The organism is Fluviicola sp. (genome assembly GCF_039596355.1).
Classification (GTDB): Bacteria; Bacteroidota; Bacteroidia; order Flavobacteriales_D; family Crocinitomicaceae; genus Fluviicola.
Window position 1 is genome coordinate 494977 of record NZ_JBCNJW010000001.1, and the last position, 22669, is coordinate 517645.

General features: G+C 43.3%; 15 protein-coding genes and 1 tRNA gene. 15 read left to right on the forward strand and 1 reads right to left on the reverse strand.

Features of this window, described 5'->3' with window-relative positions; all coding sequences use genetic code 11:
• Both ABDV94_RS01965 and ABDV94_RS01970 read left to right on the forward strand, forming a co-directional pair.
• Complete coding sequence (locus tag ABDV94_RS01965; protein WP_343604310.1) at positions 1-918, forward strand: mechanosensitive ion channel domain-containing protein; 918 nt, start codon at positions 1-3, stop codon at positions 916-918.
• A complete protein-coding gene (locus ABDV94_RS01970; protein WP_343604312.1) occupies positions 918-1361 on the forward strand; it encodes a PaaI family thioesterase in 444 nt (147 codons plus the stop codon). The genes ABDV94_RS01965 and ABDV94_RS01970 overlap by 1 nt, the downstream gene beginning before the upstream one ends.
• Positions 1362-1437: 76 nt before the next feature.
• Here the strand turns inward: ABDV94_RS01970 and folP are convergent, their stop codons facing one another.
• A complete protein-coding gene (gene folP, locus ABDV94_RS01975; RefSeq protein ID WP_343604313.1) occupies positions 1438-2307 on the reverse strand; it encodes a dihydropteroate synthase in 870 nt (289 codons plus the stop codon).
• A 10-nt stretch (positions 2308-2317) separates the two neighbouring features.
• Here folP and ABDV94_RS01980 point away from each other — a divergent pair, with 10 nt between their 5' ends.
• The 13 genes from ABDV94_RS01980 (at position 2318) to ABDV94_RS02040 (ending at position 22665) form a co-directional block, all read left to right on the forward strand.
• The gene (locus ABDV94_RS01980) at positions 2318-2854 is read left to right on the forward strand and encodes a DUF1599 domain-containing protein (RefSeq protein WP_343604315.1); all 537 of its coding nucleotides are present in this window, start codon (positions 2318-2320) and stop codon (positions 2852-2854) included.
• Between the two features lie 15 nt (positions 2855-2869).
• Complete coding sequence (locus ABDV94_RS01985; RefSeq protein ID WP_343604317.1) at positions 2870-4771, forward strand: DoxX family protein; 1902 nt, start codon at positions 2870-2872, stop codon at positions 4769-4771.
• Position 4772: 1 nt separating this feature from the next.
• Complete coding sequence (gene tpiA / locus ABDV94_RS01990) at positions 4773-5534, forward strand: triose-phosphate isomerase (protein ID WP_343604318.1); 762 nt, start codon at positions 4773-4775, stop codon at positions 5532-5534.
• The gene (prmA, locus tag ABDV94_RS01995) at positions 5516-6361 is read left to right on the forward strand and encodes a 50S ribosomal protein L11 methyltransferase (protein ID WP_343604320.1); all 846 of its coding nucleotides are present in this window, start codon (positions 5516-5518) and stop codon (positions 6359-6361) included. The genes tpiA and prmA overlap by 19 nt, the downstream gene beginning before the upstream one ends.
• Positions 6358-10968 carry a hypothetical protein gene (locus ABDV94_RS02000; RefSeq protein WP_343604322.1) on the forward strand — a complete coding sequence of 1537 codons (4611 nt, stop codon included), beginning with the start codon at positions 6358-6360 and terminating at the stop codon, positions 10966-10968. The genes prmA and ABDV94_RS02000 overlap by 4 nt, the downstream gene beginning before the upstream one ends.
• Positions 10968-11591, forward strand: a complete 624-nt coding sequence (plsY, locus tag ABDV94_RS02005) for a glycerol-3-phosphate 1-O-acyltransferase PlsY (protein WP_343604323.1) — start codon at positions 10968-10970, stop codon at positions 11589-11591. Before ABDV94_RS02000 ends, plsY begins: the two co-directional genes overlap by 1 nt.
• A gap of 232 nt (positions 11592-11823) precedes the next feature.
• Complete coding sequence (locus tag ABDV94_RS02010) at positions 11824-18285, forward strand: hypothetical protein (RefSeq protein WP_343604324.1); 6462 nt, start codon at positions 11824-11826, stop codon at positions 18283-18285.
• 72 nt (positions 18286-18357) lie between these two features.
• Positions 18358-18627 (forward strand): ATP-dependent Clp protease adaptor ClpS, encoded by a 270-nt coding sequence (locus ABDV94_RS02015; RefSeq protein ID WP_343604326.1) that lies wholly within the window; start codon positions 18358-18360, stop codon positions 18625-18627.
• Positions 18628-18751: 124 nt separating this feature from the next.
• Positions 18752-18825 (forward strand) — tRNA-Arg (locus ABDV94_RS02020).
• A gap of 231 nt (positions 18826-19056) precedes the next feature.
• Entirely contained in the window at positions 19057-19671 is a 615-nt protein-coding gene (locus ABDV94_RS02025) for a hypothetical protein (RefSeq protein WP_343604328.1), read from the forward strand.
• A gap of 323 nt (positions 19672-19994) precedes the next feature.
• Complete coding sequence (locus ABDV94_RS02030) at positions 19995-20927, forward strand: site-specific DNA-methyltransferase (RefSeq protein ID WP_343604330.1); 933 nt, start codon at positions 19995-19997, stop codon at positions 20925-20927.
• 1 nt (position 20928) lies between these two features.
• The gene (locus tag ABDV94_RS02035) at positions 20929-21393 is read left to right on the forward strand and encodes a BglII/BstYI family type II restriction endonuclease (protein WP_343604332.1); all 465 of its coding nucleotides are present in this window, start codon (positions 20929-20931) and stop codon (positions 21391-21393) included.
• Positions 21394-21411: 18 nt separating this feature from the next.
• Complete coding sequence (locus ABDV94_RS02040) at positions 21412-22665, forward strand: hypothetical protein (protein WP_343604334.1); 1254 nt, start codon at positions 21412-21414, stop codon at positions 22663-22665.
• Positions 22666-22669 lie beyond the last annotated feature (4 nt).

Here is a 22669-nt window from a genome sequence, read left to right on the forward strand (position 1 = left end):
ATGATGGTAAAAAGCTTGTTTTTTCGTCTGGCTAGTGAGATTGAAAAGATTGGAGCAGAAATAGCGGAAAAAACTGAAAAAGGAATTTCTGCAGATTTCGAGCGTATTTTCGGATTCAGTTGGACCGAAGCGAAGCAGTGGCTGGTGAAATCAGGAACGAACCTGATCTTTGCCATTATCATCCTGTTTGTCGGTTTCTGGATTGCCAAATGGGTTGGCCGCCTGGTAGTGCGCATTTTGACTCGTGGTAAGGTAGATGCAGGATTGATTACCTTCCTGTCGAGTTTGGTAACCATCATGCTCAAAGTGCTGTTTATTGTTACGGCGATCACACAATTGGGAATCGAAATGACCTCTTTTGTAGCGATTCTCGGAGCAGCAGGTTTGGCGATCGGTATGGCATTCTCCGGAACACTTTCCAATTTTGCCGGAGGTGTTATGATCCTGCTCTTCAAGCCGTTTAAGGTTGGAGACACCATTCTGACTCAGAACCTGCAGGGAACGGTAAAGGAAATTCAGATTTTTTATACCTACATGCACACTTCTGATAATAAAGTGATTGTGGTTCCGAACGGACCCATTGCAAACGGAGCATTGACCAATTTTACGAAAGCAAACGTGCGCAGAGTAGACTGGAGCATTCCGATTTCCTACGGAGATGATTACGTGAAAGCACACCAGTTGATCCTGAAATACTTGTCGGAAGATAAACGGGTGAAAAAAGACCCGGCCCCGTTTGTGGCTTTGGGAGAATTGGGCGCATCCGTAATGGTTACCGTACGTGCCTGGGCCAAAACGGAAGACTACTGGAATGTGTTTTATGAATTGAATAAGCGTATTTATACCGAATTTGAGAACGAAGGGCTTCACCTGACTTCTCCGCAGGAACATATTGTTCAAATGCAGGAAGCGAAATAATGGAAAATTTAAAACAACACCCGATTATCCAGCAGTACATGGTCTGGAACCGCTTCGGAGATCTACTGGGAATGGACTTTGACGTTGCTTCGAAAGGGCACGTGATTTATCACATGACGGTCTCTGAAAATCACCTGGCGACGCCTTTTGCAGCGCATGGGGGTTCGGTTGCAGCACTGATTGATGCAGCACTCGGAGTAGCATGTCTTTCCCAGGTTTGCGAAGAAATGAAAGTCGTTTCGACGGTCAATCTGACGATTTCATACCTCCATCCGGCACATAAAAACGATACCCTGACGGCAGATGCGAGGGTGGTGAAATCGGGGAAACGTATTTTATTTGCAGAAACAAAAGTGAGCAATCAGAAAGGAGATTTGATCGCAACCGCATCAGCTACAATGAACGCTTACCCGGTTTCGAAGATCAGCGAACGAGTCTTTTAAATGCAAAATTGAAAAATCAAAATGACCCAGGAGATAAGAGTCATGACTCTAAAAATCGGGTCTCTTGACTCTATTTTCATTTATTTTTGATTTTCCCCCACAACGTTACGGTTTCAACAGCTTCTTTCACATCGTGAACGCGCAGGATTGAAGCGCCTTTGTCCAATGCCAGCGCATGGAGAACAGTTGTTCCGTTGAGAGAATCTTCTGCTCCGATTCTCAAGGTTTTGTAAATCATCGATTTTCGGGAAATCCCAACCAATAAGGGGCAGTTGAACAAGTGGAAAGCCTCCATTTTCGAAAACAATTCCAGGTTCTGTTCGCTGTTTTTGGCAAATCCGAAGCCCGGGTCAACAAGAATGTCTTTGATTCCGGCTTGTAATGCTTTTTCCTTCTGAATTCCCAATTCATAGATGACTTCCCGGAGCAAGTTGTCATACTGATTCAGACCCGCCATGTTTTGCGGAGTTCCCCGCATGTGCATCAAAACGTACGGAACGCGGTGAGAAGCAACCACCGAAAACAGATCGGAATCAATCAGCCCGCCGCTGATGTCATTGATCAGGTGAGCGCCCTGTTCCAAAGCATAAGCAGCCACTCCCGCCTGAAAAGTATCAACACTCAGTTTCACATCCGGGTAGGTTTCCAGTGCATAGGAAAGAGCCGGTTTGATGCGCTCAATTTCGGCTTGCTCCGAAATGTGTTCAGCTCCCGGACGGGTGGAGTAACCTCCTAAATCTAACCAGGTTGCGCCGTTTCGGACATGTTCGTCGATCAGGGCGCGTTGCTCTTCCAGCTCCGGTTTCCGGCTGTTCTTATAAAAAGAATCGGGCGTGCAATTGACGATTCCCATCACCTGTGGAGCGGAAATAGTGAATAACTTACCGCGGATGTTTAACTGCCACTCTCGCGAAAAAGTTGTATTTTCAAACCTTAAAAATTCCATACTGACATAGATGATACAAACTTCGGAACAATATCAACACATCGTACAGGGTTGTAGAGAAATTTTCCTGAAAAAAACGACAGATTACGGAACTTCCTGGCGCATAGCAAGAGCCAGTAGTTTAACGGATCAGATCTTCATCAAAGCCAACCGCATTCGTACCATCCAGGAGACCAACGAAAACAAGGTCGGGGAGAGTATTGAAGGGGAATTCGACGCAATGGTGAATTACTGTATCATGGCAATTATCCAGTTGAGAGCCAATGACGGTTTCGGTTTGGAACTGAATCCGGATGAGGCCCTGAGCCTTTACAACCAGGTGGCAGATGAAGCTTTTGAATTGATGGAACGCAAAAATCATGACTACGGGGAAGCCTGGAGAGACATGCGCGTGAGTTCATTAACCGATATGATTTTAATCAAGTTGTTACGAATCAAACAAATCGAAGACAACGGAGGACAAACCATTGCTTCCGAAGGAATCGAATCCAATTATTTCGATATTTTGAACTACTCGATTTTCGCTTTAATACACCTCACCCTTTAACATTTACAGGTTTCTATGAAAACTACGAGAACTATTTCGGGACATTCACTACCACTCAATGTTCTGTTCGTGATTTTGAATTTAATCGGTTTGACGCTCACAACGATGGGCTTCCACGACCATTTTGAAGCACAGAAAATGCTTTTTGTCAGTCTTGGAATGGTGCTCATGCTCTTTTCGGCAGTGGCATTGATCTTTTTCAAGGGAAAACTGATGATCGCAACCGTGTCGCGCATCATCGTCGGAAGTTTGTTCATTGTTTCGGGCTTGATCAAAGCGAATGATCCCGTTGGTTTTTCATACAAACTGGAAGAATATTTTGAAGACGGAGCCCTGGCATACCGTATCAAAGAACTGTTCGGAGCACCCGGATTTTCCCTGGAATACTTCATTCAGCATGCCTTAGTACTGTCTGTCATTATCTGTATTGTAGAAATCGTACTGGGTGTTCTGGTGATCATCGGCGGAAAAACGCGTTTGGTGAGCTGGCTGCTGGTGATCATGATGTTGTTCTTTACCTTCCTGACCTGGCATACATCCACCTGTGATCCCAAAGTGAAATTTACAGACCGCGATACGTATTCCCTGGATATTGCCAAAGAAGCACAGCTTGCAGACACGAAAATAGAAGAGGCTAAAACGAATAAAGACGTCAAGATTGTGTCCAAAACGTCCAAAGAAGTGGTGGTGGAAGAGTTGAAATCTCCACAGTGTGTGACAGATTGTGGGTGTTTCGGTGATGCGATGAAAGGTTCGGTCGGAAGATCACTGACGCCGAAAGAATCCTTGTGGAAAGACATCGTACTGCTTTACCTCGTGATCTGGATTTTCGCGGCTCAGAAACTAATCCAGCCGAATACAGTTCGCCAAAACTGGATTTATGTACCGGTTTCATTGGCACTGATCAGCGGGCTTTCGTGGGTATTTGACTGGTATTTCCCGATTCTGTTCTCCGTGATTGCGATTCTGGCTGCCTTGTGGATTTACCGCATCCGAAACAGGTTTATCGGAAATCATTACGGTTCCGCATTGATAGTAACGCTTTTGTGCAGTGTCTTTATCTGGTACGTATTGCGTTACGATCCTCTGAGAGATTACCGTCCGTATGCCGTTGGGAACTACCTTCCTGATTTGACAAAAGACGGAATTCCGGGGAAATACCAGAGTTTACTGGTATACAAAAACATTCAGACCGGGGAAAAACGCGAATACGATGGTTCGAGCAAGGAATTCATGGATTCTAAAATATGGGAAAAAACGAAAGAGTGGAAGTACCTGGAAATGCTCAATAAGGAAATCATTCCGACGAAACTGCCTTCGATTGATACGGCACAATTCAATCCTTCCCGTTCCATCCGTTCCCTGACTGCCGACGAATTGCAGCTGGATGTGGTGAAAAAACAACTGGAGAAACGCCACGTAACCGGACTCCGCCTGCTGGATAATGTTACGAAGGAAAAAATAGAGATTCCTGAAATCGAATACAACGTGGAATCTTATCCGAATGATACGTACACGATCCTAGACACGATCCAGGTAGAGAACCCTGAATTTACGGATGTCAGCATCCGCGACTTCCTGTTCAAGGCTCCGGAAGTGATTGTGGCCTTCTCAAAAAGTCTGAAGGAGTTTGACACGAACCATCTGACGGAATTGAAAACACTCGCTGCCGCAGCTAAAAAAGCGGGCGTACCGTTTGTATTGGTGGTTGGTTCGTCCGATAGCGAAATCGAAGCCTTTAAAAAGAAACACAACTTCCATGTCCCGGTGTTTATTAACGACGGAGTGGAACTGAAAGCCATTTCACGTGCAAACCCGGCATTGTTGGTGCTGAAACACGGACGTGTGAAAGGAAAATATACCGGAAACTCACTACCGGAATTTAACTGGATTCAAACGAACTTATTGAAGAAATAATATGCGCTCAAAGATTGTAGCAGGAAATTGGAAAATGAATTTATCACAGGCCCAGGCGCAGGAATTGTGCCGGGAAGTGAACAACATGAACATCGGTTCGGGAATTGAAGTATATATTTTTCCCCCGATGCTCTATGTGAATGAATGTCAAATGCATGCGACGCATGTGAAAGTAGGAGCTCAAAACGCGTATCCGAAAGACAGCGGGGCATATACCGGTGAAGTGAGCATGTGGCAACTGCAGGAGGCGGGAGTAACAGCCGTTTTGATCGGTCACTCCGAAAGAAGAGAATATTTCCGTGAAAGCAACGCGTTTTTGAAAGAGAAACTGGATGCGGCACTGGCGCATGGAATCAAACCGTTCTTCTGTTGTGGAGAACCCTTGGAAATCCGTGAAAACGGAACGTTTTTGGAGTACGTCAAACAACAACTGGAAGAAAGTGTTTTTCATTTGGACGGGGCAGCGTTTAAGCAGGTCGTAATTGCTTACGAACCTATTTGGGCGATCGGAACAGGGAAAACCGCTAGCGCGGAACAGGCCGAAGAGATGCACGCAGCCATCCGTTCGTGGGTAGAAGAGCAGTACGGAAAAGAAATAGCAGAAAACACCTCCATTTTATACGGTGGAAGTTGTAACCCCGGCAATGCTCAATCGTTATTTGCGTGCGAAAATGTAGACGGAGGATTAATCGGAGGAGCTTCATTGAAAGCTTCCGAATTTGCTGTTTTAGTAGCTGAAGAGACATGGACTATATTGAATTAACCCTTGATATTACCCCGAGAGAACCCTGGGCAGACATTCTGATTGCAGAACTGGCGGAATTCGGGTTTGAAAGTTTCGTGGAAACGGAAACGGGAATCCAGGCCTATGCTCCGGTTCAAATCGGCGATGTTTCATCCATTTTGAAAGAAACGTCGATTCACGATAACAACGACATAGAGGTGAAATGGCATGTTGCCGAAATTCCGCACCAAAACTGGAATGCTACCTGGGAAGCGTCTTTCGAACCGGTATTAGTGGATTCCCGATTGGCGATCATTGCGCCGTTTCACCAGGCAGAAGATTTTCCGGGACGTGAGCTGATTGTGATTCAGCCACAGATGTCTTTCGGAACCGGACACCACCAAACAACTTACCTGATGTCACAATTCCTCCTCGATTTACACTTACTTCCTGAGAGGATATTGGATATGGGAACGGGAACCGGTGTATTGGCCATTTTAGCAGAGAAAAAAGGAGCGAAAGATATTCTGGCTGTGGATATTGAATCCTGGTCAGTGGAAAATACGCTCGAAAATGCCGCGCGGAATTCCTGCACACACATCCGTGGACTTTTGGGCGACATCGATTCGATCGAAGAAGGAAATTTCGGCGTGATCCTTGCTAATATCAATAAAAATGTGTTGAAAAGACACCTGCCGGATTATGCCAAATTGTGTTCTGACGGCGGGTTGCTGTACCTGAGCGGTTTCTTCACATCCGATGTTCCGGAATTGGAACAGGCAGCCAAAAACGTTGGTTTTGAATTAGTAGAAACAAGAGATAAAGAAACATGGGCTTCCATGAAACTTCAAAAAGTAGCAATATGAAAAAATGGGGATTTGTTTTAGTTGCAATCATGAGTGTGACGCAGCTTTTTTCGCAGTCTTATCCGGACAACCGGGAAAAATTCGTAAAAGCACTCAGTTCATTGACCAATGACTACCTGGATAAGGATCAGAAGGATTTTCTCAAGGACGAGTTTTCGGTTACCTTGTTGAAATCAACCGATTTTCCGGACAAGTATTTCACACAGATGGTTGCAACCTGTAATTTGATGGAGAGCAAACGCTTAAAAGCATATCCTGAGATTTACAATTACATTTTCTCCGTTTACTCTTTTGTGAAGAACAAGCAGCCCGAATCGTCCTTTACCGCATGGCACAGTTCGGTTGATAAACTGCTCGACGCAAAAAATATCAATAAATTCAAAGACTTCATCGAAATGTCGGCCGGATTTTTCTCCAAAGGAATGCTGGCAAGTTCTTCCAACGAAGAATGGTATTTCTATGGTTCCTACGTGTTTGAGTATACAGACAAGCCATTTATCAAGTTCACTGACGGACGTTTGGTGTGTGGTTTTCCGAACAAGGGAGCCAAAAGAAACGAACCGCGTTTCCTCGACTCACTGGTCGTTTACAATACGGGAGGAACTTACGACCCGATCCTGAAAAAATGGATTGGGAAAGGCGGAAAAGTCAACTGGGTAAAAGTAGGCCTGAAAGACAGTGAAACATTCGCAGAATTGGGAAATTACGATGCTTCCATGAAATCCAATTTCCTGAAAGCAGATACCGTTTCCCTTACCAGTCCGTTCTTCCCGGGTAAAAAAATCAAAGGAACCTTGAATGAACGCGCATTCCGCGTGATTCGCGAAGCAGATAAAAACTATCCGCAGTTCATTTCCCACGAACGCAAACTGGCGATCAACAACATTTTGCCGGATATGGACTATGTGGGCGGATTTTCCCTGGAGGGATCCAGTGTAGTTGGTCTGGGAAATCAGAAAGAAATGGCGCAGTTGACGATTAAGCGAAACGGGAAGAAGTTTCTCATCGCTAAAACGCAGTACATTGCCATCGCACCGGCAAAAATCCTTTCTAACATCACTCAAACGACCATTTACGTTGGGGAGAAAGATTCGATTACGCATCCCGGAGTTGGCTTTATGTACGCCAAAGACTCCAATTCGGTGGAACTTACCCGCGGAAAATCAGGTGTTTTGCAATCTCCGTTTACCGATTCGTATCACCAGTTGGAATGGTACGTACAGAAAGTGACCTGGAACAGAACCGGAGGGGATTTGGTCTTTACCTATGAATTCGGAACCAGCCAGGAGCAGCGAATTGCACGCTTCGAATCCATGAATTTCTACGACGGCCGTCTGTATGACCGTTTGCAGGGAATGGAGCAGGTGCACCCGTTGGCAGCACTTTATAATTACTGTTACAAATTCGATGAATTTACGCTGACCGAAGGAAAAGCGGCTACGGCAATGGGAAAAACCGTTGACCAGGTGAAAACACAGCTGCTGGATTTGGCTTCCTACGGATTTATCAGTTACGACACGGAAAACAAAATGGTAACCGTGAACCAGAAAACGAAAGTATTTATCGAGGCAAGAGCGGGAAAACGTGATTATGACAACCTGATCTTTGTATCGGATATGCGTCCGAAGCCGAAATATGCTCCGGAACAGTTGAAAGACAATCCGGCGCTTCAGAAAATTGCGAAAGAAGATTCATTGATGGCCATTCAGCGAAGAACCATGCCGAATTTCGGTAAAATGAGTCTGTCTTCGATGGATATTTCCCTGGAAGCAGTAGACCGCGTGACGATTTCCGATGCACAGGCTTCCTTTGTTTTGCCGGACAAAGCACGAGTGACAATCGCTAAAAACCGCGATTTCAAATTCACAGGATGGGCTTCATCCGGGAAATTTGAGGTGCACACCCTGGAAGCAAGCTACAATTACGACGCAAATAAGATCAACCTGACGAAAACGGATAAAAGTTACTTCCGTGTGAAACCGCTTTCGCAGGCAGACGGAAACCGTTCCATTGCTTTGGGTTCTGCCCTGAACGGAATTTCAGGTGAGATCATTATCGACGATCCGTCGAACCGTGCCGGAATGAAGAAGGATATTACCAAATACCCGATTCTGAAGTCTGCGAAACCGTCAAAAGTATATTACAACCAATACGATTTGTTCAAAGGAGCATACGATTCAGCGCGCTTCTATTATACCTGTGCGCCGTTCGAAATGGATAGTTTGGACAACTTCAACGAGAAGTCTTTCCGTTTGAAAGGAGAATTGGTTTCTGCCGGAATTTTCCCGGTAATCAAGGAAGATTTGAAGATCATGGCGGATTACTCGCTTGGATTCAGTACGGTTGCACCACCGGAAGGACATGTATTCTACGGTACAAAAGCGATGTACAAAAACAAAATTGTATTGTCGAACAACGGATTGCAGGGAGCAGGGGTGATCAACTTCATTCAGTCTACTTCCGATTCCAAAGCATTTACTTTCCTTCCGGATTCAACCCTGGGATATGCCAAGTTTGAAAACAAACCGGTAGAAGCAGGCGTGCAGTTCCCGGATGTGAAATCCCCGGATGCATTCATTACCTATGTGCCGCGTCAAAACCTGCTGAAAGCTTCTTCGACACTTGAAAACGAACTGACTTTCTTCGGGGGGGAAGCGAAAATGAAAGGAACGGCGATCATTCAGCCTACCGGAATGACCGGATACGGAATTATGAGTATGCAGAAAGCAAACCTCGGATCAGATGCCTTCCGGTTCAAGCGCTACGATATTGATGCCGACACGGCGGTCTTCAACCTCAAAAACCCGTTCCAGGAAGCAGGGGAGAGTCCGCTGGCGTTCTCGTCGAATAATGTCAATGCACACATTTCGTTTAAAGACCGCAAAGGAGATTTCAAATCGAATGATGGAGAGGAAATGAAAATTTTCCACGTAATCAAATACGCCGCAAAAGTCGACGTGTTTACCTGGCTGATGGATCAGGACGAAATGGAGCTTTCCAAAAACGCGAAGAAAGGCGGAGACATCAGTTTCAATACGGATTTGGATCTGGCGCAACCCAACATGTTCTCTATCCACCCGGACCAGGATTCGTTGCAGTTTGCGGCTCCGAAAGTGAAATTCTCCATGCGCGACAAGGTCTTGTATTGTTCAAATACCAAGTTTATCGACGTGGCAGATGCGCGTATTTACCCGGATAGTTCGAAAGTAACAATCCGCAAGAATGCGGCGATGGATCCGTTGTTGAATTCGAAAATCGTTGCGAACTACGTCACGAAGTACCATACGTTCCTGAATGCGAAAACGAATATTACAGCACGGAGAAAATATGCGTCCGAAGGAGATTATCCGTATTACGATGCGGATTCTGTGAGAACGCTGATTCACATGGATAAAATCGGAATCGATTCTTCGTACCAGACGATTGCCAATGGAACCGTGAAAAGCGAAGCCGGATTCAAACTGAACAAGTACTTCGATTACTACGGAGATATGAAGATCAAGGCGGCAAACCCGCTGATCAGTTTTGCGGGAGCAACGCGAATCAACCACAACTGTGAGAAATTTACGAAGAGCTGGATGTCGTTTGCGGCAGAAATCGATCCGAAAAACATCCAGATTCCGGTTACTCCGAATATGAAAACGCTCGACGGGCAGGCTATTGCTGCGGGAATTGTCTGGAGAGACTCACGTCAGAAAGATTCCATTCGTTTGTACCCGACCTTCCTTTCTTCCCTGGAAGATCCGAACGATCCGATCTTTATCACTGCAATAGGAGTACTTCAGTATGATTTCTCTTCCAAAGAATTCCAGATCGGGCAGAAGGAAAAATTGCTGAACCGCAACGAACCGGGCAACTTCATTGCATTGCACACAGAAAGCTGTTCGATGACCGGAGAAGGAAAAATCAACATGGGAATGGACTACGGCGATATTACGGTAGATGCTGTGGGTACGGTAACTTATAACCAGCAGAACGGACAAACCGATGTGAATGCAACGCTGAAGCTGAACCTGCCGATGGATAAGAATATCTGGGAAAGTGCCGGACAACGTATCGTGGATTACAAAGATTCCAAGCCGCTTTCGTTCGAAACAACCAATATCGAACAGGCATTGCTGACCTGGGGTGACCGCAAAACAGCAGATAAGATCAAGTCTGATTACACCCTTTCCGAAGACAAGAAAGTGAAACGTCTGCCGGACGAAATGGAGAAAGCAATTGTAATTACCGGAATCCGTCTGAAAAACATCCCGATGAGCAAGGATATCCGCGGTTTGATGTCGAGCCTGGAAGGTGCGGCGATCGTGAACTTCTACGGAAAACCGGTGATGAGACAAGTGGTATTCCGCTCTGCGTTCGAACAGATTTATTCTTCCAACGGGGATCATTTCACGATGATGATGCAGGTTCCGGGCGGACCGGATTACCTGCTTGACTATTCCATGATCAAGAAAGACGGAACGCTGAACATTATCACCAGTGATTCGGAATTGTCCAACGCGATCAACGGCATCAAGGAAGACAAGCGTAAATCGAAAAATTTCTTATACCAAATCTCAACAAATAGCGTGTACTTAGGCAAACTAAATGCTATTTTTGAATAATGAACTGGACTGATTTTTTATGGGCTATACCTGCATATTTTCTTGGATCGATCCCCACAGCTGTTTGGGTAGGCCGTGCAAAATATGATTTAGACGTCCGGGAACACGGAAGTAAGAATGCGGGAGCAACAAATACATTCCGGGTCCTGGGGAAAAAAGCGGGTAGAGTCGTACTCTCTATTGATATATTAAAAGGAATGCTGGCAGTGCTGTTACCATTTTTTGTGCTGCCGCTTCCTTTTTCTTCTCCTCATTTAACACACATCCAGCTGGTGGCGTCTTTTATGGCGGTTTTGGGACACGTATTCCCGATTTTTGCCGGGTTTAAAGGAGGAAAAGGCGTTGCTACTTCGTTGGGAGTAATCGTAGGTTTGCAGCCTTTGGCGGCAGCGATCTGCCTGATCGTTTTCCTGGTCGTATTTATTTCTACACAATATGTGTCGTTGGGATCGATCAGTGCGGCGGTGGTTTTTTGCTGTTGTCTGTGGTTATTTCCCATTAATACCTACGCTTTACCTATCTTTGGTTCTTTGCTGGCTTTCATTGTTATTTTCGCCCACCGTAAAAACATCAAGCGTTTGCTCGACGGGACAGAAAGTAAAATGAACCTTTTTAAGAAATAAACGTATTGTCTTAAAATTAAGTAAAACAAAGGATTGCCCTGAAAATTAGGTGATAATGATTTTTCGAGTCTTTGGATTTGGAATCGTTCAAAAGGTTGAAAGGGTTTGAAAAGTTGAAAACATTCGTTGAATGTTTGAACCTTTTTAGCTGTTGACTCCTTGAACTTTTTTCTGCCGGAAAATTGCAAAAAATGATCTGACAGCAGGTGCAAAACGAACTAACAAGTGAAGCTTGAAGTCATTTAAATGGATAAATGGTTGGTTACTGCTATTTCTGTTGATTCAAACAGCCAGTTTTTCCTTTGCACAGGAAACCGAAGCAGACGTCAAGCTGAAAGCCGATAAACTCTTTCTTGCGGAACAATTTGTAGAAGCAACACCGCTCTACCTGCGTTTGATTGCCCTCAACCCGCGATCGACGGATTACAACTACAAATACGGAACCTGTTTGCTTTTCAATTCGAACAAAAAACAGGATGCGTTCAAATACCTCAACTACAGTATTACGGATCCGGGAATCACGCCGGAAGCGTATTTCTACCTGGGAAAAGCATACCATCTGAATTTCCAGTTCAACGAGGCCATCAAAAATTACAATGTCTATATTCAAAAGAGCGGCGGAAAACCCAATCCCGCTTTTGAAGTAGACCGGCAGATTGACATGTGCCAGAATGGAAAGAAACTGCTCACGACCATTTCTGATTTGGTAGTACTGGAGAAAAAACAAATCGAGTACAATTCCTTTTTCCGTTTATACAATCTGTCCGAAATTGGTGGTGTAGTCCTCATCACGGCAGATTACCAGTCGAAAGTAGACAAGAAGCGCAATCATGTGCCGCTGATCCATTTCCCGGATCGTGCGCAAACCATTTATTATTCCTCTTATGGTGAATCCGATAAGGGAAGCAAAGATATCTATTGCCGGAAACGCCTTCCGGATGGAAAATGGGGATTGCCTTTGCTGGTTGAAGGAAAAGTGAATACGAAGTATGACGAAGATTTTCCTTACCTGAGTCCGAGCGGGGAATACTTGTATTTCTGTTCGAAAGGACATAACTCCATGGGAGGATTTGATGTCTTCCGCTCGAAATTTGATCCGGAAAGCAATTCCTTCGGTGAACCGGAAAATATGGATTTTGCCATTTCTTCGCCCGATAATGATTTGTTCTACGTAGTCGATTCGCTGGAGAAGAATGCCTGGTTTGCATCCACGCGCCAGAGTGAAAACGGGAAAATTTATGTGTACAAAGTGCGGGTAGACCGCGTTCCCTTACAATTAGCCATCGTGAAGGGGGAATTTAAATCGTCGATCAACCCGGAAAACAAGAAACTGACTATTAAAGTGGTGGAAATCGCTTCCGGAAATGAAGTGGGTGTTTTCAAAACCAATGACCAGGGAAACTATTTGATTACGTTCCCTAAAGGCGGAAAATATACCTATGAAATGACGGTGGATGGAAGCACCACGATTCACAAAGCCCAGGTCGACATTCCTTTTCTGAAAGAATTCAAACCGCTGAAGCAAAAAATCCAGGAGGAGCTACTTGATAAAGAAGAAGCTGTCCGCGTGGTGGATTTGTTCAACGAAAATGTGGAAGACGCACAGGGAATCCTGGCGGAGGTGATTCGTGCACGGGCAGAATTGAATGTCAATGCGGGGAATTTTGATATCCAGGCGCTGGATGCCCAGAAGGAAAACAAGAAAGTGCTTGCCGACATCGGGTTGGAAAACGCATCGAACCAGGAGATTATTTCGAAGTTTGAAGCCATTGAGCAGAAACAGAATCAGAAGGCAGATGGACTGAAGCGTTTGGAGAATGGTTCTTTGATTGCGATTGTCGATAAAGCCAACCAGGTAGAACAGCTTCAGGCGGAAATCAAGAAAGATGTAGCCAGGGCCAATGCAGCGGAAACACAAACGGAGAAGAACGATATCCTGCTGGCTGCAAACGATAAGGTAAAGAAAATCGAACAGCTGAAGGAAGAGATTCTGCGTATTGATGCATTTGCTGATAGTATTTCCAAACTCGTTCCGAAGGAGCAGGAACGGGCGAAAGCCATGACAGCTTTGAAGGAAGAAGTACGGAAAGCCGTTGTAGCGGAAAAATTTGACCAGCTGAAAGAAGCAGTGATTGCCCAGGCTGACTTGGTGAAAGAAATCGAGAATGAGAAGGAATCGCACCCGGTAGACCATTTACTGGCTCAAAACGATGCATTGGGCAAACAGGCCGAACAACTGAAGAAACAGCTCGGATCGTATCAGGAGAGCAGTTCGAAACTGGATCAGGAATTGGCAACGTTGAAATCCGAACTGGCGGCTGCGAAAGCGAAAGATCAGCCCGCGATTCAATCGAAAACAGATGCGAAAGAAGCGGAGAAAAAGCTTGTTTCGGAAGAAATTGTCCGTCTGCAGGGAAAGGTCGGTGACTTGACTCAAAAAGAGGCCGTAAATACGAAACAGATTACGTTTATCAACAACCTGCAGCACACGGATGAAAGCCGGAAAGTGACCAAAGCGGAAGCCGATGCAAAAGTAGAAGCCATCCATTCGAACAATGTGAAGTCTTTGGAATCGTATGTGAAACAGCAGGTGAAATCGATTGATACAACTCATGTAACGGCGCGCACGAACGATCTGCTTGCGCAGGAATCGAAAGAACGGGTAGCAGAATATGCTTCGAACTATGAACTGGCTCAAAAGGCGGTGGATCAGCAAAGCGATTTGTCGCACGAAGAGAAAGTGGCGCTGAAAGTGAAGAACAATGAACAGCTGGATAAAAAACTGACCCAGGAACTGGTAAAAGTGAATGAAGGGTTGGCGAAAAATCCGGGAGATGAGAAATTGAAAGTTCAAAAGCAGGAAATTGAACAACGCAAAGCGCAAAACGCACAAGACAAAGAGACGATTCTTTCCGAATCCGTTCTTCCGAAAAATACTTCGACAACAGCTGAAAAGGAATTACAGGTACTCATGCCGGATTACGAAACGCAGTTGAAAGAAGCAGAATCTTCAGCTGATCCGGAAGAGAAGTTGCTGGCGCAAAACGGAGTGGATGAAAAACTGGTAGATCAAATTGATGCTGAAATGGATCGCGTGTACGAAGCATTGACAAAAGATCCGCTGAACCAGAAGTTGCAGGATAAAAAAGAGGCGCTGGCTGCTTTGAAAAAGGAAAAGGAAGCCGCCATCAAAGTGCGCCAGGATCAATTGGATGAAATTCAGTCGAAACACACGGATGCGCTGGCTGAGGTAACGCTCGAAAAAGAGTTGAACCAACTGGCTCCTGATTATGAGCAGGAAAAACAGGCCATCGGTGACGGAAACGGAATCAGCGAGCTGAAAGCGCTTAACCAATTGGAAGAGAAAACCATTCAGTCGATTACAAAGGAATTACAGACGCTGGCTTCCAAAACGGATGCGGTGAGCGAGAAGCGGAAAGCGATTCTGAATGATTTGAAAGAGCAGTTCGAGACAAACATCGCTTCCCGAAACGAAGAAATCAAGGCGCTGAATACCACTGCGCAAACCAATCCGAAAACAACGCCGGAGAAAGACCTGACAACGGAAATCCGTCCGCAATACACCGAAACGATTGCTAACATTGAAGCCGGTTCTGCCAGTCCTGAGGAAAAAACGAAACTCCTGCTCGAAGAAGAGACGAAATTGCTCGTTTCTATCCGCGACCAACAGGAAAAGACTAAAAAGCTCTTAGCCAAAACCCCGGGAGATTCTGCCGCAATCAAGAAACAAACTGCGTTGGATCAGCTGGAATCCGTTCACGAAGCAAAACTGGATGAACAGAAGCAAACGGCTATTTCGCAGGCTAAGGCAAAATTGAAGGAAGAGCAGCTCCGCCAGGAAGTGTTACCGACTTACCAGACTTTGAGTACGGATGAGATTCAGAATTTGAGTAAAGAAGAAGCGCAGGCGAAATTAGTGGAAGAAAAGAAACTGCAAACAGCGATCGAAAAGCAGATTCAGGCGAATTCGAAGAGTTTGGAGAAGACTTTCTCTGCGGAGAAAACAGCCGAAAACCAGGTGTTAACGGATTTACTACAGCAATCGAAGGAAACGGAAGAAGAATTGAAAGCTTCAGCTGGAAAAGAACCGGTTGCGGTTGAAAACAACCCGGTAGCGAGCCTGGAAACGGTTTTGGGGCCCGATTTCGAATTGGTGATGAACCAAAAGGCTTCGAATAAAGAAGAAGCATCGAAACAATTGCAGTTACTCAATGAGTTATCCGAAAGCGTTGAGCTGAAGCTGGATGAGGAAAAACGTTCTGAGACGAAGGACGAAGCGAAAATCCGTGTGCTGGAAAATCAGTTGGAAGAAATCAAACGCCGGAAAGGACGTGTTGAAATTGATCTGAATGAATTGACGGCTGTTAAAACAACGACTGCTGAAAATCCGGAGGAAGAGCTGGTGCGTTTGAAATCGGAAGAACAGCAATTGAAAACACAGCTGACTGCTGCTTCGAATAAGGAAAAAACCGAGATCGGGAAAAAACTGGCAGCGAACCAGGATGCGCAAAAGAAAACAACGCAGGCCGTACAGCAAAAAGAACTGACTGTTTTAAATCAGTCTACCCTGGAGAAAAAGCAGGAACTGGAGAGTATGCCGTTTGATGACCCGGTGAAAGAAGTGGTTTTGAACCGTACTTCGGAACAGGCAGCAGGGCAGGATCCTGTTTTGGAACGTACCAGCGACCTGACTTTGCTGGATGCGGCGAAGAATTACCTGGATGCACAGCGTGTCTTTGAGGAAACACAGCAAGTGGTTCAGTCTGAAAATGCCCTGAAAGAACAGCGCAGACGTTTTTCCATTGAAATCGGTGAGATTGAAGCTGTTTTAGAACAGCCAACGACTGATCCGAAGCAGGTTTCCGTATGGAAGGAACAGCGAAAAGTCCTGGAAGAAGCGCTGGAGAAAATCGATCAGCAGCTGGAAGTGATCGCAAAAGAAAAAACATACAACCTGACGCAGGATCCGGCTTTGTCGAAAACGGTTTCTGTAGAAGAAGAACAGCAGATTGCTTCGGCGAAGAACTATCCGGAATTACGTGGTAAACAGCAGGAAATCAATCGCCTGAAAGAAGCGGTGAATGCCGTGAAAAGCAAACTGGACGAACAGCGCAGGATCTATGCGAAAACGGAAAATCCAGCAGAGAAAGCCGCAGCGAAAAGTGAAATTGCCCGTTTGAGCGAAGAATTTGCAATAAAAAACCGGGAAATTGCGTCGAAAGAAGCCGCCCTGGATGTTGCCCTGAATGGGGTAGAAGGAAACAAAGAATCCTGGAAGAATGTGCTGACGCGCCAGGTGCAGCCGAAAGCAGCAGTTTCTACCACCATTTCGGAAGTGCTTGCACCGCAGGTGGGTAATGGTTTTGAGCTGAAAAGAGACCCGGCGGTTCAGACTGCGGCGACTGTTGTGAAGAAAGCGATTCCGGTAGGAGTGAAGGCTCCGGGTGGATTGGTATATCGGGTACAGGTCGGTGCTTTTGCCAAACCGATCCCGGAAGATTTGTTCAGGGAATTTACGCCGGTTACCGGAGAAAAACTCGATAATGGGATCACGCGCTACCTGGCCGGGTATTTTGGGAACCGGCAGCGTGTGCTGGATGCACAGCAGGATATTCGCGCTTTGGGCTATAAAGATGCGTTTGTGGTGGCGTATTGTGACGGAAAACGCATTTCCCTGGCAGAAGCACGTCAGCTCGAAGAACAGGGCTTATGTAAACCGATGCGCCAGGATTCGATTGTGATGGAAGTGATCCAGAACACGATTGCACAGCTTCCGGCAGATACCATTGCGAAATACCAAACAGAACCGCAAGTGAGCGATTACAATAAGGCTCCGGGAGCCGTTTCTGCTATGGCAATCGAAGAAATCAAAGGATTGTTCTATACCGTTCAGGTTGGCGTGTACAACCGTCCGGCAACGAAAGAACAGTTGCGCGACATTGATCCGCTGGTGACCCGTCGTTTGGAAAACGGCCAGATTCGTTATTCTACCGGGACTTTCCGTTCGTTGGATGCCGCACGTCCGAAGAAAGCAGAAGCGATCGAAAAAGGCGTTTTGGATGCATTCATTACAGCCTATTACAATGGAGAGCGGATTTCCCTACAGGAAGCCAAACGCTTATTGGATGAACAGGGAGAAGCGGTTTTGTTTAAGGAAGAAGAATTACCAAAGATCAAAACGGCTCCGGTTAATGAGCAGCTGGCGAGGGAATATGCGAAGGAAAATCCGGTTTCTGAAAAACGCGAGGTGAAACAGTATGTGCTGGTATCGCAGGAAATGTATTCGGAATATCCGCGCAAACTGATGAACCAACTGCGCGTTCAGGGAGATTTCTATTTCGATCAAAGCGATTTGAGAATTAAAACACAAGTTTCTGAAGCCTTGCCGAAATTGGTAAATAGTACGGTTTTGTTTGACACCTTGGTGAAGCATCCGGCTTTGAAAAACGATCAAAATGAACCGAATCGAAACCAGGTTGTAGGAGTATGGGACAAGAACGACATTTCGGGTTCGCTGGCAAACTGGATGCTTCGGTTAACGCTTCCGGTTGAGATCAGAACGACGGCAGATGAGGTGGAGATTTCGGTAACGACTACCAATGAAGAGGAGCGCAGTGAATGGGAGGAAGTATTCAAAAACCAGGGTGGAAGAATCCGGAAAGCACCTTTCTGATCGCAGAAGCCCCTGAAAAGATTCGGGAAAACACGCAGAAAAGTAGTAACTTTGTAAAACAATTAGACACACATGCAAACGCTTGAACAGAACGAAACGGAAGTATTGGAACTTTTGACGGATCAGAAAGATCTGATCGTATTCAACGATGATTTTAATACGTTCGATCATGTAATTGAGTCGCTGATTAAAGTATGCAAACACGAGGTAGAACAAGCGGTTCAATGCACCTATATTGTCCACTTCAATGGCAGATGCCAGGTCAAAAGAGGGGAATATGAGAAATTGGAACCGATGTGTACTGCACTTTTGGAAAGAGGCATAACTGCTGAAATTCAGTAAGAAGGGGGCTGTTGAAGACAAAAATTTTCAGCAGAATACAAAAAAAGCACATAAATTGCTTGCAGAAACGAAAAAAGCACGTATCTTTGCACCCGCAATACGGTAGTAATACCAACGCAAAAATGGCCTCGTAGCTCAATTGAATAGAGCATCAGATTACGGCTCTGAAGGTTTCAGGTTTGACTCCTGACGAGGTCACTCAAAAAGAAAAGCTCTGACGATTCTGTCAGGGCTTTTCTTTTTTCCTCATTTTCGTTTTGTTTCTCATTCTGCCCCAATTTTTCTCAGATGCTTTTTTCTTTCAGAGCGAGAGCGGAGAGTGAGACCAGGGAGCGAATCTTCAGTAGAAAGAACTTAGGTTATCCTTTAATTTTAAAAACTGTCTATATTCGTTTGCAGGCAAATTACAGTCAATCTTTGAAAACATAAATGGGAAATAATAGAAGAGATCGAAAAAGAAGAAGAGAAAACCACAGAATTGCAAAGTTGAAAAATGCAGAACCTAAATCAGGAAGACTGGAAAGATGGAAAAACAATCCTCTCATCTATATGATAGCTTGTGCAGTCGTTATTGCTTATCCATTTTTTACCATAAAATATTTTGAATCACACACAGCACTAAAACTAGCGGCGAAATATTTTTTACTCCCAATTTTTATAGTTTTAGTTATTGTTGGTCCCAGGTTTTATATGAAACATATGAGGTTGACAGGGAAAAAGCAGCTTTCAAAATTTGGAGACTTCGTCTCAATGGCTGTTTTGATTCTTCTTGCTACTGGAATATTCTTCTGGATGTCCTTTTCGTTGATAATTACCACAAATAAATGGTTTGATCGTTCTGAAACCGTAATAATTCAGGAGCGAGTAACACTGTATTATACAGATGTGACAAAAAATGGGAGACTAAGGCATTACATACAATTTACCGACCCAAAAACCGAGGAGAAGGTTGATTTGGAAGTGTATAGAAAATTTGAGATTGGAGAAATTTTTGAAAAAGAAATGAACTATGGGGCTTGGGGAATACTTTACTCTGATAAGTAAAAAAATACTGCATCTTATTTATGGAACTTGAATTTTTTCAATCGTCTCAAGTTGTAGAACTTTCTCCAAATCCTCCATCAAAAAGTTTGGCGTTTCCCCGCTTGAGGTTACAAACAAAAAACACTAGCTAATATCTTTAATTTACTATGATTATTCGAATAAAACTAGTTAATTTTAATAGTTATTTCGGTATTCCGTAATATTAAGATTAAAAAAAATCAGTATAAATACGGATTCTTATTAGAAATTGTATTGTTATACTTGACAACATAAAATATAGTATTTACTTATATTTACGATGAGTAAATGTATCAGAAATTAAAATGATAGAGCTTTCAAAAAATGAAAATCAAAAAATGAACCCTAGTATAATATACGAACACGGAGATTCTTTTAAAGTACTGAGAGATAAGTATAAGGATAAAGAATTTGATTTAGTGATTACTTCTCCTCCATATAATGTTGGCAAAGAGTATGAAACTAAAAAGTCAATAGAGGCTTATTTAAAGGATCAAGAAAAAATTATTGAGCAAATTGTTCGAGTAACGAGTGATAAAGGTAGTATTTGTTGGCAAGTAGGTAATTTCGTGGATAAAAACAAAGAGATTTATCCACTGGATATTTTTTATTACGAAATTTTCAAAAAACACAATTTTAAATTAAGAAATAGAATTGTCTGGCATTTTGGTCATGGATTGCATACACAGAGTAGATTTTCAGGTAGGTATGAAGTTATTATGTGGTTCAGTAAATCTAATGATTATATATTTAATTTGGATGATGTAAGAGTAAAATCGAAGTATCCTGGAAAAAAGCATTTTAAAGGTCCGAATAAAGGCAAGTTATCAGGAAATCCTAAGGGAAAGAATCCTTCGGATGTCTGGGAGATTTTGATACAAGATTGGGAGAAGGAAATTTGGGATATTCCAAATGTAAAGGCAAATCATAAAGAAAAAACTGAACACCCTTGCCAATATCCAATCGAACTTGTTGAGAGATGTATACTGGCTTTAACGAATCCCGAAAGTAAAATTTTAGATCCTTTTGCGGGTGTTGGTTCAACATTGCTTGCAGCAGCTAAAAATGGTAGAGACGCCGTAGGGATAGAAATGTATAAAAAATACATAGATATAGGTAAAGAAAGATTGGCTCTTTTAGAAAAAGGATTGCTAAAATATAGAGAAATTGATCAACCAATCTATGATCATACTCAATCTAAACTTTCTATCCTCCCAGAAGAATTTGAAGTAAAGTGATATGAAGATATGTAATACCTATAGCCACTTGTATGCATTAGATAAATTGAAATCTAAGAATACCATTTTAAAAGAAATAGAGGAAATTGTAAATGAACCTCAATTATTATTTGGTATAAATCGTCCTGAAGAAATTAAGTCTAAAATAAACTTAAGATTTAATGATTTGGGATGGACAGATAAAGCAAAAGTTGGAAATTCTAGACTGACTATAAGTTTTTTAAAAAACAAGGTCGGTGTGTGTTTTCAACTTGGTAATGTCGCGAGAACTTACGCAGACATATTGAAACTTGCTCAAATGGGAAAAAAGAATGTTATTGATGTCGGAATTATTATTGTTCCGCATAAAATTGAATCTAAGATGTTAGGAGCTAATTATGCACAATATGACAGATTAGCTACTGAAATTAAACATTTTGAAGATATTATTAATGTGCCAATTTTGGTAATTGGACTCTCAAATTGAGTTATTTTATATAATCGAATGAAGGACCGAATACAACGAATAGAGTATATAAGAAAGAGCCAAGAAGCTGCAGATAGAGATCAGAATAGACCAACTCATACAATAAGAAATTGGCGTGGTAAAAACATCCTATATCCCAAGATAATTCAGGTTGATGTTGATTATTTGATGTTTAGAATCGAAAATTCCAGAACTGAAATACAACAAATGAAGTATCTAAGGGAAAATCCAACGTTGCCACGTGACTTGTTTAAAGATCCAGAGTCGTCATTAGCTCAGGAAGTTCAAGAAGCAATTCTTTCTCAAATAAACAAATCTGCAGGCAAAGATTTTCTTGATGACTTAAGAGATAGAGGGCAAGAAGACGCAGCTATTATAACTTTTGATGGATATTTGGTTAATGGTAATAGAAGGACAGCAGCCTTGAAATCTCTCGATCAAAGATATGTTAGCTGTGTTGTATTACCTGATGATGCAACTCCTCGTGATATCTATGAACTTGAACAAGAGCTACAAATCTCTCAGGATTTTAGAGAACCATATCATTGGATTAATGAGTTAAGAAATATTCGAAGAGGAATCGAAGACAAAAGATATGATTTTAAGGAAGCAGAAATGGCTAAGCGTCTTAGAATTGACTCTCGTGAGCTTAAATCAAAGCTAAGGATGCTTGATTTGATTGATTCCTTTTTATCCTGGAAAGGGTTTGATAATCAATATGATTATATTAAGCTAGATGATACCGAACAGATATTTATTCAGTTAGAAAAAGCTGGGAAAAGATATAAAGATCCAGAAGTATTTAGAGAGCTGAGAAATGCTGTTTTCACTCTAATTGAAGAAAGACCATCAAAAGGAAGACTCTATGGATATGTTAGTGATCTTATTAAGCATTTTGATCTAATCTATGATAAGATGCAAAAAGATTTTATTGAGAGTAGTTCTGAACAAATATATGAATCTAATAAACCAACAAGCGGAAATCTTTTGGATTCAATTTTAGATGGGGAAGTGGAAGGGAAAAAACAATTTTTTAATGAGCATACAAAGTCTCCTGAAAATTCAAATCAACTAATAGAGAAGATCGCTGATGTAAAGGCTCTTCTCAAAGAAAAAAGTGATTCGGAAGCTGTTTATGAGTCAGTTAGTGTGGCATTACGTGAATTACAGGGACTATCCATCGATGATGACACTGCAAAAACAGAAAGTATTAAAAGTAAACTTGAGCAAATAATAGCTATTTCGTCTGAGCTTCTAGCAGAATTAATTTGATGAA